14 protein-coding genes are annotated in these 14726 nt (G+C 55.9%); 10 read left to right on the top strand and 4 right to left on the bottom strand.

Annotation, left to right across the window (positions count from 1 at the left end; translation table 11 throughout):
- Positions 1-36: 36 nt before the first annotated feature.
- Together ACA373_RS05845 and yebS are read right to left on the bottom strand one after the other, a co-directional pair.
- Positions 37-2673 (bottom strand): MlaD family protein, encoded by a 2637-nt coding sequence (locus tag ACA373_RS05845; protein WP_370734175.1) that lies wholly within the window; start codon positions 2671-2673, stop codon positions 37-39.
- Positions 2642-3886, bottom strand: a complete 1245-nt coding sequence (gene yebS, locus ACA373_RS05840) for a membrane integrity lipid transport subunit YebS (RefSeq protein ID WP_370734173.1) — start codon at positions 3884-3886, stop codon at positions 2642-2644. Before yebS ends, ACA373_RS05845 begins: the two co-directional genes overlap by 32 nt.
- 197 nt (positions 3887-4083) lie before the next feature.
- Here yebS and ACA373_RS05835 point away from each other — a divergent pair, with 197 nt between their 5' ends.
- The 4 genes from ACA373_RS05835 to htpX all read left to right on the top strand — a co-directional run bounded on the left by ACA373_RS05835 (position 4084) and on the right by htpX (position 8523).
- Complete coding sequence (locus ACA373_RS05835; RefSeq protein WP_370734172.1) at positions 4084-4584, top strand: GAF domain-containing protein; 501 nt, start codon at positions 4084-4086, stop codon at positions 4582-4584.
- Positions 4585-4680: 96 nt separating this feature from the next.
- Positions 4681-5361, top strand: coding sequence for an RNA chaperone ProQ (proQ, locus tag ACA373_RS05830; protein WP_125287814.1), 681 nt, complete (start codon positions 4681-4683; stop codon positions 5359-5361).
- A 19-nt stretch (positions 5362-5380) separates the two neighbouring features.
- Complete coding sequence (prc, locus tag ACA373_RS05825) at positions 5381-7408, top strand: carboxy terminal-processing peptidase (RefSeq protein WP_370734171.1); 2028 nt, start codon at positions 5381-5383, stop codon at positions 7406-7408.
- Positions 7409-7641: 233 nt separating this feature from the next.
- Complete coding sequence (gene htpX / locus ACA373_RS05820; protein ID WP_125287812.1) at positions 7642-8523, top strand: protease HtpX; 882 nt, start codon at positions 7642-7644, stop codon at positions 8521-8523.
- A gap of 51 nt (positions 8524-8574) precedes the next feature.
- Here the strand turns inward: htpX and ACA373_RS05815 are convergent, their stop codons facing one another.
- Positions 8575-9960, bottom strand: a complete 1386-nt coding sequence (locus ACA373_RS05815; RefSeq protein WP_370734455.1) for an MFS transporter — start codon at positions 9958-9960, stop codon at positions 8575-8577.
- A 191-nt stretch (positions 9961-10151) separates the two neighbouring features.
- Here ACA373_RS05815 and kdgR point away from each other — a divergent pair, with 191 nt between their 5' ends.
- Positions 10152-10943 (top strand): DNA-binding transcriptional regulator KdgR, encoded by a 792-nt coding sequence (kdgR, locus tag ACA373_RS05810; protein ID WP_253460823.1) that lies wholly within the window; start codon positions 10152-10154, stop codon positions 10941-10943.
- Between the two features lie 35 nt (positions 10944-10978).
- On the opposite strand, the gene ACA373_RS05805 is transcribed toward kdgR, so the two are convergent.
- Positions 10979-11215: a YobH family protein gene (locus ACA373_RS05805; protein WP_253460826.1), complete on the bottom strand. Its 237-nt coding sequence runs from the start codon at positions 11213-11215 to the stop codon at positions 10979-10981.
- Positions 11216-11420: 205 nt separating this feature from the next.
- On the opposite strand from ACA373_RS05805, the gene ACA373_RS05800 reads away from it, so the two are divergent.
- From ACA373_RS05800 to rlmA, 5 genes are all read left to right on the top strand, one after another.
- Positions 11421-11672, top strand: coding sequence for a YebO family protein (locus ACA373_RS05800; protein WP_253460829.1), 252 nt, complete (start codon positions 11421-11423; stop codon positions 11670-11672).
- A gap of 24 nt (positions 11673-11696) precedes the next feature.
- Positions 11697-12695, top strand: coding sequence for an MBL fold metallo-hydrolase (locus ACA373_RS05795; RefSeq protein ID WP_301252797.1), 999 nt, complete (start codon positions 11697-11699; stop codon positions 12693-12695).
- Positions 12696-13238: 543 nt separating this feature from the next.
- Positions 13239-13340 (top strand): DUF2627 domain-containing protein, encoded by a 102-nt coding sequence (locus tag ACA373_RS05790; protein WP_253461303.1) that lies wholly within the window; start codon positions 13239-13241, stop codon positions 13338-13340.
- A 53-nt stretch (positions 13341-13393) separates the two neighbouring features.
- Positions 13394-13603: a transcription antiterminator/RNA stability regulator CspE gene (gene cspE, locus ACA373_RS05785; protein WP_001062678.1), complete on the top strand. Its 210-nt coding sequence runs from the start codon at positions 13394-13396 to the stop codon at positions 13601-13603.
- Positions 13604-13763: 160 nt separating this feature from the next.
- On the top strand, positions 13764-14624 hold the full coding sequence (rlmA, locus tag ACA373_RS05780; protein ID WP_370734170.1) for a 23S rRNA (guanine(745)-N(1))-methyltransferase: 861 nt from the start codon (positions 13764-13766) through the stop codon (positions 14622-14624).
- Positions 14625-14726 lie beyond the last annotated feature (102 nt).

Below are 14726 nucleotides of genomic sequence, written 5' to 3'. Positions count from 1 at the left end.
TGCAAAAAAAACGGGCAGCCAGGCTGCCCGTTTCGATTATTTTGCCGGCAGTGCCGTGCCCCATTTACGCCAGTCTCTCGGCTCCTCGTCCTCCAGCAGATAATGCTTGCCGCTGGTGGCCTGCGGTGCCAGCGGCACGGTCGGCGGGGTGGCAAACTGAATGCCGCCCTGAATAAACTGTTGGAAGGTGCCGGTTTTCACCACGCCGCCAATCAGGCCAAACTTGAAGTTGTAGCCGGAGGCCAGCCAGAACACCGAGTTATTGCGCACCAGATGCTGGTATTTTTTGCTGATGCGTAGCGTAATCTGCACGCGATCGGCCATCGATCCCAGCGAGGTGCCCGTTACCGTACCGACCTCGATTCCCCGGAACAGTACCGGCGTACCGACAGACAGCGAGCCGCCTTCAGGCGCGTCCAGCACCACGTTCAGGCCATCCAGATAGCGTGCGTCGGTAATGGTTGATTCCTGTAGTTCAAAGGTGCGCTGCGCGCGGCCTTTGCCGGGATCGACATTGATATAAGGCTGGAGCAGGGTATCCAGATGATTAACGCCCGCTGCGGAAATCTCCGGCGACACTACCGAGAACCGGCTGCCCAGCCGCGCGAAATCCTGTACGTATTCCGGATAAAGCACGGCTTTGGCAATCACCTGATTCTTGTCGTTATTGAGCGCCAGAGATTCCAGCTGGCCGATGGTGATGCCGAGATAGCGGATAGGCATCCCTGAGGAGAGCTTGCTGGCGTCGTAGGTATGCAGCGTAATCTGACTGCCGACCGCTCTGGCCGCCGTTTCTGATTCAAACAGCGTGCGCTTGTCTTTACTCGTCAGGCCCGCACCGGCGCCGCTGAGGTTATCAAAGCTGATCGCGCCCTTCAGCGCGCGGTTAAGCGGCGAAGCCTGCACGGTCAGGCCGCTGCCGTTAAGCTGCACGCGCGCGCCGCCTTCCGACCAGAACACGCTGTTCGGCGTCAGCAGCTTGCGGTATTCCGGCTTGATATGCACGCGCACGTCGAACTCGTTAGCTCTTGGCGTGACCTCCACGATCTCGCCGACCTGAAACTTACGATAGAGCACCACTGAACCGGCCTGAATATCCGGCAGGCTGTTGGCGGTCAGCGTCAGGGTGGTAGGCAGCTGGTTGGTGGTAATGCCTTCGGCGGCTTTTTCCGCATTAGCAAACAGCGGATAGCTCTCTTTTGGCGCGCCCTTGCTGCCGGGATCCAGGCGAATGCCGCCGTCGATCCATTCGCGCGCGCTGGCGCCCAGCACTTCCATGCCGTCCAGCCCCAGCTTAACGTCCAGCCGACTGTTGATAATAAACTTGCTGTCGCCGTGCACCAGTTCGCGATACTCAGGCGTAACAGCGATAATAAAATTCACGCCTTTTTCATTGAGCTTGCGGCTGACCACCTGGCCAATCTGCATCCCGTGCAGCATCACGGGCTGGCCCGCATCGATACCGTAGCTTTCCGGCGCGGTCAGCTTCACTTCCAGCGTGTCAGGCCGCTGCAGCAGCGACTCGTTGCTTTGCAGCACGGTAAAGCGATCCTGCGGTTCGCCTTCGCCAGGCACCAGTTCGAGCGTGCTGCCGGTTAACAGACTGCTGAGGCTGGTATCGGCGAGGGTGATTTTGGGGCTGCGCATCTCAATGCGGGTGCCGGTACGCATCAGGCCGGTTACCGACGGATCGATGGTCAGTTCGCCTTTTACCTTGCCGTCGGGCTGTAAGTTCAGCGCGGTTAGCGTGCCGACCTCCAGTCCCTGATACATCAGCGGCGTGCTGCCCGCCTTCAGGTTTTTGCCGCCGGGCAGGTCAAGCGTGATAATCACGCCGCGATGGCTGTGCGCCAAATCCGGGTAGAGCTGATAGCTGTCATCGCTTTTTGCCTGCGCGGAGTCGGCTGGCGAGTCAAACGCAATTGCACCGTTGACCAGCGCCGCCAGGCTCTCCAGCTGCACTTTGGCGCCGCTCAGGCCCACATCGGCCTTCACCCCGGAGACGTTCCAGAAGCGGCTCTCTTTTTTCACGAGGTTGGTGAAGCGGCGCTCGATCAGCACGTCGACGGTTACGCCCTGATTGCCAGGGTTGATGCTGTAGTCATAGACGCGGCCAACCGGGATTTTACGGAAATAGACCAGCGAGCCGGTATTCAGCGAGCTTAAATCGGCGGCGTGCAGATGGATCATCATCTCGCCCGTGTTCATGCGATATTTTGGCTGCGTATCCAGCGCCACAAAATGCTCCTGCGGCTTGCCTTTGCCCGGCATCATGCCGATATAGTTGCCGCCCACCAGCGCATCCAGGCCCGACACGCCCGCCAGTGACGCTTTCGGCGTCACCAGCCAGAACTGCGTTTTATCGCGCAGCGCGTCTTTCATATCGCTCTTGATGCTGGCCTTGATCTTAATGGTGCGCAGATCGTCAGTCATGCTGATGCCTTGCACCAGACCCACCTCGACGCCCTGATAGCGCACCGGCGTTCGGCCAGGCACAATGCCGTCAGCGGTGGCGAAATCGATGGTAACCGTGGTGCCGCGCTCCTGGTAATTGTTCCAGACGAGCCAGCCCGCTATCAACAGCGCAATCAAAGGCAGCAGCCAGAACGGCGAAATTTTGCGGCGGCTTTTCACGCGTGCGCTAGTCGGTGTAGTCGGCGTTTCCTGTTGCATGTGCATCCCAAAGTAAACGGCTATCCAGCCACTCGACGGCAAGGATAGTAAGAATAACCGCTGAGCCAAAATAGAAGGCAGCCGGTCCCATAGTAAAAGCCAGAAGCTGGTCGCGATTCACCAGCGACATGGTTAAGGCAATAACAAACAGGTCCAGCATAGACCAGCGTCCGACCCAGGTAACTACCCGCAGCAGACGAACGCGCGTTTTCAGACCCTGTTCACATTTAAAATGGATGCTGAGCAGCAGCGTCAGCAGCACGATAACCTTGGTGAAAGGCACCAGGATACTGGCGATAAAGACCACGATCGCTACCGGAATATTGCCGGAAGCGAGGGAAAGAATACCGGAAAGAATAGTATCTTCCTGGCGCGCGCCGTTGAGATAAATAACGGAAATCGGCAGCAGATTGGCCGGGATCAGCAATACCACCGCAGAGATCAGCGCCGCCCAGGATTTTTGCAGGCTGTGGCGACGACGCAGGCGTAGCGGCGTATGGCAGCGCGGGCAGCGGCCCCGTTCGTCAGGCAGGCAGGTATGATGGCAGTTCAGGCAAACGCGCAGCTGCTCGGGGGCGATATGCGGCTGCGGCTGCGGATAAAAGCGATGCCACAGCTGTTCAACGTTGATATGAATAAGCGTCACCAGGCTCAGCGCGGCCAGCGACAGGAAGGCGAGCAGGCCGGTGCCGGGATTGATATCCGCATAGTCCTGCACCTTGATAGAAGCGACGGCGATACCGACCAGATAGATATCCAGCATGACCCACTCTTTGAGCCGATCGAGCATCAGCAGCACCGGCCGCAAATTTAAACCCAGCCGGTCACCAAAAAAAAGCCAGCCGATTGACGCCACCAGCGTGGCGGGCGCACCGATAGTGCAAAAGGCCACCATAGAGGCGGTAATCACGTTGCCCTGCTGCGCCATCTGGATAATGCCTTCCAGCAGGCTGGCGCGGATAGTGGTGCCCAGCAGCCGGATAGTCAGCAGCGGTTCGCTAAAGGCAAACGGCATCAGCAGCAGCATAGTGACGGCCATTGCCGCCAGCCGCGTCATCGACCAGTCGCGTCCGTTAAGGATACGGGCGTTGCAGCGCGGGCAGTGCGCCGACTGGTTCGATTTAACATCTGGTAAGGAAAAAAGGGTATCGCATTGCGGACAACGCTGATAACGTTCCTGAGGCAGAATTTGGCTGATAGCGTATATTTTCACGAATTATCCGGATTTGCAGGGTACGGTCAGGCAAAATCGCCCCGGCGAACCACTCTTACGTTTGTTTTTAAAGCTTCAGACCAACAAGGGTATATTAACTAACGGAATCATTCACCTTGTCCGTCTGGACATTTAATGCTTATTTTATCAGGCGAAGCCATTCCGGGCTTCGTAACAGTTTTAATAATGGTTAAAAAATGACTAAAAAAGAATTTTACTCGGATCTCAATCGTGATTTACGCGCGCTTATCGCCGGCGAAACCAGTTTTCTGGCCGCGATGGGCAACTGCAGCGCGCTGCTGTTTGAGCGCCTGGAAGGCGTTAACTGGGCCGGGTTTTATCTGCTGACGGAAGAGAAGACCCTGGTGCTGGCACCGTTTCAGGGCAAAATCGCCTGCGTACGCATTCCGGTAGGCCGCGGCGTCTGCGGAACGGCGGTGGCGGAGAGCGCCGTACAGCGCGTGGACGACGTCCATGCCTTCCCCGGGCATATTGCCTGCGACGCGGCCAGCAATGCCGAAATCGTGCTGCCGCTGGTGGTAAACGGCGAGACGATCGGCGTACTGGATATCGACAGCGTGGAATATAATCGCTTCGATCAGGAAGACGAAAACGGGCTGATTACGCTGGTTGACGGGCTGTGTGAAGTGCTTGCCGGCACGGACGTGGAAAAATTTATTCACATGAAACGCAGCTAAAGTGCTGGATCACGTAGCATTTGCTGATGGTGTCATTATAATGACGCCTGTTCATGCCTGCGCTGGTTGGCAAACCCGTTGTAATCAGGAAATTTCATGGAAAATCAACCTAAGTTGAATAGCAGTAAAGAAGTAATCGCCTTTCTGGCGGAGCGGTTCCCACAGTGCTTCAGTGCCGAAGGCGAAGCGCGACCGCTAAAAATCGGCATCTTTCAGGATTTAGTCGACCGCGTGCAGGGCGAAATGGGCCTGAGTAAAACTCAGCTTCGTTCCGCGCTGCGCCTTTATACTTCAAGCTGGCGCTATTTATACGGCATCAAAGCTGGTGCCACCCGCGTTGACCTGGACGGCAACGCCTGCGGCGTTCTGGACGAGCAGCACGTGGAACACGCCCGTAAGCAGCTCGAAGAGGCCAAGGCGCGCGTTCAGGCGCAGCGCGAGCAGCAGCAAGCGAAAAAACGCGAAGCGGGTGAAGAAACTGCCCCTCGTCGTCCACGCAAGCCGGTTCGTAAACCTTCTGCTGAAGGCGAGCAGCCTCGGGCCGCACGCAGCAAGCCGCAGCGTAATCCTGGCCGCGCGCCTTCCGCAGAACGCCAACCGCAACGCACGACACCCGTTACGGATACCGCAGCATTGCAGGTGGGTCAAAACATCAAAGTCACGGCAGGCAAAAGTGCGATGGATGCAACCATTCTTGAGATTACAAAAGATGGCGTCCGGGTACAGCTGGCTTCCGGCCTGGCAATGATAGTGCGCGCAGAACACTTGCAGTTCTGATACGGAGGCCAATCAGGGCATGAACAACTTTTTTAAAACCACCGTTATTGCTGCACTGTTGTTTACCGGACATGTTTTCGCCGCCGATGCTATTACGCGCGCCGAGCAAATTCCGCAGCTTCATCAGGAACCGCAGCACGCGACCGTCAGCGAGCGCGTGACGTCGCGCTTTACGCGTTCCCACTATCGTCAGTTCGACCTGGATAAAGATTTCTCCGCGAAAATTTTCGCCCGCTATCTGAATCTGTTGGACTACAACCACAATGTGCTGCTGGCTTCTGACGTGGCGCAGTACAACACCAAAAAAACCACGCTGGGCGATGAACTGAAATCGGGTCAGCTGGATGTTTTTTACGATTTATATAACCTGGCGCAGAAACGCCGTTTTGAGCGCTATCAATACGCGCTGACGGTGCTGAACAAGCCGATGAATTTTAGCGGTCACGATACTATTGATATCGACCGCAGCAAGGCACCCTGGCCGCAAACCACTGCGGAGCTGAACCAGCTTTGGGATGCCAAAGTCAAATATGACGAGCTGAGCCTGAAGCTGACGGGCAAAGAGGAAAAGGAGATCCGCGAGGTTCTCACCAAGCGCTATCAGTTTGCTATCCGCCGTCTGGCGCAGAGCAACAGCGAGGACGTTTTCCAGCTGGCGATGACCGCTTTCGCGCGTGAAATCGATCCGCATACCAGCTACCTGTCTCCGCGCAATACCGATCAGTTCAATACTGAAATGAGCCTGTCGCTGGAAGGCATCGGCGCCGTACTGCAAATGGATGATGATTACACCGTGATCAACTCCATGGTTGCAGGCGGCCCGGCAGCCAAAAGCAAAGCGATTACCGTGGGCGATCGTATCGTAGGCGTCGGCCAGCCCGGCAAACCGGTTCAGGACGTGATCGGCTGGCGTCTGGATGACGTCGTGGCGCAGATTAAAGGCCCGAAAGGCAGCAAAGTGCGTCTGGAGATCCTGCCGGCCGGCAAGGGCACCAAAACCCGTATTATTACGCTGACCCGTGAAAAAATCCGTCTGGAAGATCGCGCGGTGAAAATGAGCGTGCATAACGTCGGCAAAGAGAAGGTCGGCGTACTGGATATTCCGGGCTTCTACGTGGGTCTGACCGACGATGTTAAAGTGCAGCTGCAAAAGCTGCAGAAGCAGAATGTCGACAGCGTAGTGATCGACCTGCGTACCAACGGCGGCGGGGCGCTGACGGAGGCGGTATCGCTTTCCGGCCTGTTTATTCCGGGCGGCCCGGTGGTGCAGGTGCGCGATAACAACGGCAAGGTGCGTCAGGACAGCGATACCGACAGCATGGTTTACTATAAAGGCCCGCTGGTGGTGCTGGTAGACCGTTTCAGCGCCTCGGCTTCCGAGATCTTTGCCGCCGCCATGCAGGATTATGGTCGCGCGCTGATCGTCGGTGAACCGACCTTTGGTAAAGGCACCGTGCAGCAGTATCGCTCGCTGAACCGTATCTACGATCAGATGCTGCGTCCCGAATGGCCCGCGTTGGGATCCATCACCTACACCATCCAGAAGTTCTACCGCGTTAACGGCGGCAGTACCCAGCGTAAAGGCGTTACGCCGGATCTGCTGATGCCGACCGGCGTGGAAGCGGTGGAAACCGGTGAGAAATTCGAGGATAACGCGCTGCCGTGGGACAGCATTGATGCGGCGGCCTATACCAAAACCGGCGATGTTAAACCGCTGATCCCGCAGCTGCTCAAGACGCATCAGGATCGTATCGCGAAGGATATGGAGTTCCAGTACATCCTGAAAGATATTGCCCGCTTCAACGCGATGAAGGATAAGCGCAATATCATCTCGCTGAATCTTGCCGAGCGCGAGAAAGAAAATCACGAGGATGACGCGCTGCGGCTGGAGCGGATCAACGCCCGCTTTAAAGTGGAAGGCAAAAAGCCGCTGGCGAAGCTTGAGGATCTGCCGAAGGATTACAAAGAGCCGGATCCTTACCTGGACGAAACGGTCAGTATCGCCAATGATATGGCGCAGCTGGAAAAAAGCCAGAGCACCAAATAACCCCCAGGGCACAGCGCAAGCTGTGCCTTATTTTTACCTGAACTTTCCCAATCCACGCGGTAACTTTGCCTTTCCTGACAGTCAATGTTTTCCTGAACGTTAAAAGTTAAGACAAAATGTAAAGTTATGTCTTTTTAGACACTTAATGCCCTTTGCCGCTTGAAATGTTTTGCCGCGCCCATAGGATAGTTATCCGCTATAAGCGATTTTTTAACTGAGGAAGAAGAAATTTTATGATGCGTATTGCGCTTTTCCTGTTAACCAACCTGGGCGTAATGTTGGTTTTTGGACTGATCCTCAGTCTGACGGGAATTCAGTCAAGCAGTGTTCAGGGCCTGATGATCATGGCGGGTCTGTTTGGCTTTGGCGGTGCGTTTGTCTCACTGCTGATGTCTAAATGGATGGCGCTGCGCTCCGTAGGCGGTGAGGTCATTGAGCAGCCACGTAACGAAACCGAGCGCTGGCTGATGCAGACCATTGCCGGACAGGCGCAGCAGGCGGGCATTGCTATGCCGCAGGTCGCTATTTATCATGCGCCGGACATTAATGCCTTTGCTACCGGCGCGCGCCGCGATGCCTCACTGGTTGCGGTTTCTACCGGGCTGCTGCAAAACATGAACCGCGATGAGGCCGAGGCGGTGCTGGCGCATGAGATCAGCCATATCGCCAACGGCGACATGGTGACGATGACGCTGATCCAGGGCGTGGTAAACACCTTTGTGATCTTTATCTCGCGTATTATCGCGCAGATAGCCGCAGGCTTTATGTCGGGCGATCGCGAAGAAGGCGAAAGCAGCAACGGCAACCCGCTGGTCTATTTTGCGGTGTCGATGGTGCTGGAGCTGGTGTTCGGTATTCTGGCCAGCATTATCACTATGTGGTTCTCGCGCCATCGTGAGTACCATGCCGATGCCGGTTCGGCGCGTCTGGTTGGCCGCGAGAAAATGATCGCCGCGCTGCAACGTCTGAAAACCAGCTATGAGCCGCAGGAAGCAAGCACCATGATGGCGTTCTGCATTAACGGCAAATCGAAGTCGCTGAGCGAGCTGTTTATGTCGCATCCACCGCTGGATAAGCGTATCGAGGCGCTGCGCAGCGGCCAGTACCTGAAATAGTCATTAAGATGATAAATGCCGGTCGCTGACCGGCATTTTTTTGCCTGTCGATCAGCCCGCTTTCTGTTGCGGCCCCGGCTGCGTCAGCCGAAGCGCGCTGACGATGGCGGCCAGCGTAGAAAATCCTCCTGCCAGCAGCAGCGAGGCGTGCGTGCCCTGATCGCTGAACAGATTAAACATTAACGCGACCAGCGCCGCGCCGCTGGTTTGACCCAGCAGGCGCGCCGTGCCCAACATGCCGCTCGCGCCACCGCTGCGATGACGTGGCGCCGAACTGATAATAGTGTGGTTGTTGGGCGACTGAAACAGGCCAAAGCCCGCGCCGCAGATCATCATGCGCCAGATAATGCTCCAGTTATCCGGCGAAGCTGGCAGCAGCGCCAGCGAAAACAGGCCGATCGCAAAGCATCCCAGCCCTATAGCGCCCAACAGCCCGGCATGGTAGCGCTCGATGAGTCTGCCCGCTATCGGTGCCATCACCATCGTTGCCAGCGGCCACGGCGTCAGCAGCAGGCCTGTCGCTACCTCGTCGCGATGCAGCACGGTTTGCAGAAAAAACGGCAGCGACACCATCGCCAGCATCTGCGCGCAAAAGGAGCATACCGAGGTGCCGAGCGACAGCGAGAATACCGGGATACGCAGCAGGTCGACCGGCAGCAGCGGCACCGGCAGCCGCAGCTGCCGACGAATAAACACCACGCCAATAACTACCAGCGCGACCAGTTCCGCCGCAACCAGTTTGCCGCTCTGACCCTGGGCGAAACCGCTCAGCGCAGAGATTAACAGGCCAAACGTCAGCGCGTTCATGATGGCGCTGGGAATATCAAAGCGCTGTTCGCTGGCTTTTTGCGGATTATCGGGTAGAAAGCGGAAGGCGAGAAATAGCGCGCCGAGGCCTACCGGCACGTTAATCAGGAACAGCCATTTCCAGGAGGCGACAGAGAGCACGGCAGCGGCCACGGTCGGGCCAGCGGCGGTTGAGACGGCGACGATGAGGGAGTTAATGCCCATTCCGCGCCCCAGGTAGCGCTGCGGATAAATGATGCGGATCAGCGCGGTGTTCACGCTCATCAGTGCCGCGCCGCCAAAACCCTGCAGCACCCTGGCGAAGGTCAACATGCCCAGCGAGTCGGAAAACGCGCAGAACAGCGAGGTACAGGTAAACACCACCAGTCCACACTGATAGACGCGGCGGTAGCCCAGGATATCGCCCAGAAAAGAGAGCGACAGCAGCGAGACGATAATCGCCAGCTGATAGGCGTTGACGATCCAGATTGAGGCCGCCGGACTGGCCTGAAGATCGCGGGCAATGGTTGGCAGCGCCACGTTGGCGATAGCGCCGTCCAGCACGGCAACGGTAATACCCAGTGCGATAGCTAAAATCGCGCCATAGCGCTGCGGAACGGGCAGGCCATCCGATGGAAGAGTTTGCGGCATAGAGAAAATAGTCAGGAGAGTGAATATCATAATGCTAATGATTTTTTCCTTGCCTTGCCATTTATTCAGCGCGCTCAACCATCAGCAAATGTGTCTGTGCTGCCGACAGGTTAGCGTTGCGCTGCCGCTGCGGCAAAAAGTATACTGGGAATAGTGTTCCATTTTTTATAAAACAATAAGGCAAAAGCGTTATGGCGAAGGATGAGGTGGATAAACAGCCCGATTCGGTCTCTTCCGTACTGAAAGTGTTTGGCATTTTACAGGCGTTAGGCGAAGAGCGAGCGCACGGCATTACCGAGCTGTCACAGCGGGTGATGATGTCGAAAAGCACCGTTTATCGTTTTTTACAGACCATGAAGTCGCTGGGCTACGTTGCGCAGGAAGGCGACACGGAAAAATATAGCCTGACCCTGAAGCTGTTTGAGCTGGGCGCAAAGGCGTTACAGAATGTCGATCTGATACGCAGCGCCGATATCCAGATGCGCGAACTTTCCCGCCTCACCCGCGAGACGATCCACCTGGGCGCGCTGGAAGAAGACAGTATTGTTTATATTCACAAAATCGACTCGCTTTACAATCTGCGCATGTACTCGCGCATTGGCCGACGCAATCCGCTTTACAGCACCGCTATTGGTAAAGTGCTGCTGGCCTGGCGCGATCCGGAAGAGGTGAAAAGCATCCTGGCAGAGGTCAGCTTTCAGAAGAATACCTCCCGCACGCTTACGTCTACGGACGCGCTGATAACCCAGCTGGAACGGGTACGCGCACAGGGCTTTGGCGAAGACAACGAAGAACAGGAAGAGGGATTGCGCTGCATTGCCGTGCCGATATTCGATCGCTTTGGCGTGGTGATTGCCGGACTGAGCATCTCCTTCCCGACCATCCGTTTTACGGAAGAAGAGAAGGGCAACTATGTTGCGATGCTGCACCGTGCGGGCAGGCTGATATCGGAACAGATGGGCTATCGGGACTATCCTTTCTGAACCGACGGGCCGACAGCACTCGGCCCGTCGCGGTTTCAGTTATCGATCACTTCACTGCTTTTTTTCAGTAAAGGGCAGTCGGTGACGCCGACAATGCCGCTGTCGCTGTGCAGATACTGGGCGGTAGTCATGCCGCGAGCGGTAAGATACTGGCATTGCAGCCCCATCCCTGCGACATTCTTATGGCTTCCGGCCAGTACGCCATAGCCGGTGACCAGCAGAGCCAGCCAAATCACGACCAGCAGGCCAACAAGACGAACAAAAAATTTCATGCTTTCTCCTTTATGCGTCGGCCTTTCCCGTAGTCGCCGACGCCAGTACATTGTGAGCAGATACGCAAAACATTGTCAGCATACAGCAGTGCCGCCATAAAGCCTGCGCGAAGGTTCCTAAATTTCCATCAGCGCGCTATCAATTCGTTGATGAGCAGGTAAAATTCGGCTCATTATAATTATATGTAACATCAGGAGTATAGGTATGTTAAACGAGGTCGCCAACGGCGCGGCGGGAGCCGGTTTGCTTATCGGCATTATGCTTGTCGGGCTGGTCGCCTGGTTTTTTATCACTCGCGCCAGCGTCAGAGCTAATGAACAGATCCGCCTGCTGGAGGCGCTGCTTGACGAGCAGAAACGGCAGAACCAGCTGCTGATAAAGCTTGTCGGCGCGCGGCAGGTGCCGGCTGAAGATAACAATGAGACTGATTTTATTCGTTTAATTCCGGAGCGCTAATCGCTCCGGCACAAGGAGCACCGCATGGCCTGGCAAAACCCCTGGTACGATCCGCAAAAAGCGCACCACACGCCGGAAGGCTTCCGTAACCCTGAACAGGATCTCCGCCAGCCCGGTGATTTACAGCGCTGGCGCAAAGAGCGCAAGGCGCAGGGGCTGCCTTTTCCACCGGCGCAGGGCTACGATGCGTTTATTCGTCAGTGGTGGCAGCCTGCCGATTTAAGCGGCGAGGAGGATGCCGTCTGGTGGCTGGGCCATGCCTGCCTGCTGCTGCGCACCTCGGGCAAATACACGCTGATCGATCCCGCGCTGGCGTCGCGCGCGTCGCCGCTCCAATTTTACGGGCCGCAGCGCAAAACGCCTGCCGCGCTGAAAGTCGAAGACCTGCCCGCGTTGGATCGCGTACTGATTTCGCACAGCCATTACGACCATCTTGACTGGCCTACCATCAAACTGATCCTGCGTCATTTTCCGGACGTGCATTTTGTGGTGCCGCTGGGGCTGGCGCCCTGGTTTAAAAAACGCGGGGCGAAAAAGGTCACGCAGCTGGACTGGTGGGAAAGCGTCACCGATCGCGAAATGCAGATCTTTGCCGTTCCGGCGCGTCACTGGAGTATGCGTACGCCCTGGGATCGCAACCGCTCTTTATGGTGCGGTTGGGTAGTGAAGAGTCAGGGCGTAAATTTCTGGTTCAGCGGCGACAGCGGCTATTCCGAAAGCCTGCTGGAGATCCCGCGCAGGCTGGGGCCTTTCAACCTGGCTGCTTTGCCAACGGGCGCTTATGCGCCGCAGTGGTTTATGCGCGGACAGCATATGGATCCGGACGAGGCCATTTCGCTACATCAGGCGCTGGGCCAGCCCGTCACCATTCCCATTCATTGGGGCGTATTCGAGCTGGCGGACGAATCGCTGGACGAGCCGCCGCGCGTGCTGAGCGAAAAGATGCAGGCAGCAAAGCTGGACGAGCACCGTTTCAGCGCGTGGAAAATTGGCGCGAGGATGCCCCTTAAAAATATAAATTAAGAATAATCCTGGTAAGGGAATTTAAAATGCGTACGCGCTGATATCAATGCCGGTTAATCCAAATAGATTGATGGTACTAATGGCAATTAATCGGGAAAGGGGCTGCATTTAAATGGGGCAGGCAAAAATACATTTTCCTGATTTTGGTGCAGTTTAAATTTAAATATGAACCATATGCTCCTTTTGATACCCCAATGCCATTCTAATTTTGCGTGGCGCGGAGCCATCTTTAAATGAAGATTTTTGAGTAAGCAATGTCATATTTCTGCAATAAGCCAGATGGAAAATCGCCCGGAGCGCAGCGAGAAGCCGTAGACTTGGCCGCAGCGGCAGGCTAAGATGTGCTTAGAAAATTGCATGACCGACGGGCCTGTGCCATTCGGTTTTACTCTGGCGACGTTCAATAATTCCTTTGTTGATGTGCAATAAGTGCCGCAGACGTTTCAAATATGTGCGACAGTCCGACGACCTTATAAAAATGACTTGCCATTAATAATCGAATATGTGATAACGCTTTTGGTAAAACGGGGTACAGTTCTGTTTATGTATGGCATCTTCAGTAAAGAAGTTCTGAGTAAAGACGTTACGTTGAATACCGCTTCCTTGCCGAGCCTTAATTTATGCCTCATGCAGTTGTGTCTCTGATTTTTCTGTACGTCACGCCCCCGGGCGAATTAACACTCTAAGGAATTTGCAAAATGGCAAAGATTAAAGGTCAGGTTAAGTGGTTCAACGAGTCTAAAGGTTTTGGCTTCATTACCCCTGCAGACGGCAGCAAAGACGTGTTCGTACACTTCTCTGCTATCCAGGGCAATGGCTTCAAAACTCTGGCTGAAGGCCAGAACGTTGAGTTCGAAATTCAGGACGGCCAGAAAGGCCCTGCTGCTGTGAACGTCACCGCTATCTAATTTTCGATCTTGCCGTTGCCCGCGCGACGGTTCAGGCAAGCATCAGAATAATAAAGCCCTGCCGGTATCGGCGGGGCTTTTTCCTTTCCGGCCATGAAAACCTGCCCTGGCCTGCATATTTCCGGTAAACTGCCGCTCTTAACGTTACCGGAGAGTTGTTATGTCTTATCTTTGCCCGCTTTGCCATCATCCCTTGCTGCCCGATGCTTCCGGCTGGCGATGTGAAAACCGGCATCAGTTCGATCGGGCAAAAGAGGGCTACGTCAATCTGCTGCCGGTGCAGCACAAGCGATCTAAGCAGCCGGGCGACAGCGCCGAGATGATGCAGGCGCGACGTGAATTTCTGGATGCCGGGCACTATCAGCCTCTCCAGTCCAGCGTCTGCGATATTTTCCAGCGCATCCTGCCGCCCGAAAACGCCAGCGTGCTCGATATTGGCTGTGGCGAAGGCTACTACACCCACGCGGTGGCCGATATGCTGCAAAAAAACGGCGAGGCGGAAGTCCACGCGCTGGATGTATCCAGAGTCGCGGTGCGTGCTGGCGCTAAACGCTATCGCAACGTTCGTTTTTGCGTGGCGTCCAGCCACCGGCTGCCGTTTGCCAGCGAACAGTTTGATGCCGTGCTGCGGATCTATGCGCCCTGCAAGGCGGAGGAGCTGGCGCGGGTAGTAAAGCCCCACGGCTACGTCCTGACCGTTACGCCGGGGCCGCGTCACCTGCTGCAGTTCAAAGAGCTAATCTATCAGGAAGCACGCCTGCATGATGAAACGCCCGAAGCGTTGCCGGGCTTTACGCTGGTAGAGCAGCATTCGCTTAATTATTTAATGAGCCTTAACAGTGAGACGTCCGCCGCACTCTTGCAGATGACGCCTTTTGCGTGGCGCGCCCGTCCTGAAGTCTGGGGCGTGCTGGCTACCACGACGTCGTTTGAGGTTGAAACGGACTTTACGCTGCGCCTGTGGCAAAAGGAAAAGCCTGAGGCTGCGCAGCAGGCAGAGGCGCCTTCTTCTGGCGTATAGCGGAGCAGGGCCGTTTGTTACAGAACGGTCTTCTGTAAATGTAAGCAAATATTTTGACGTTGTCCCGTGCGCTGTTTACAGTAGAACTCCTTAATTTTTACA

The sequence above is a fragment of the Erwinia sp. STN24 genome, assembly GCF_041320675.1.
Lineage (GTDB): Bacteria > Pseudomonadota > Gammaproteobacteria > Enterobacterales > Enterobacteriaceae > Erwinia > Erwinia aeris.
This window is presented reverse-complemented; position numbering and strand designations above follow the sequence as displayed.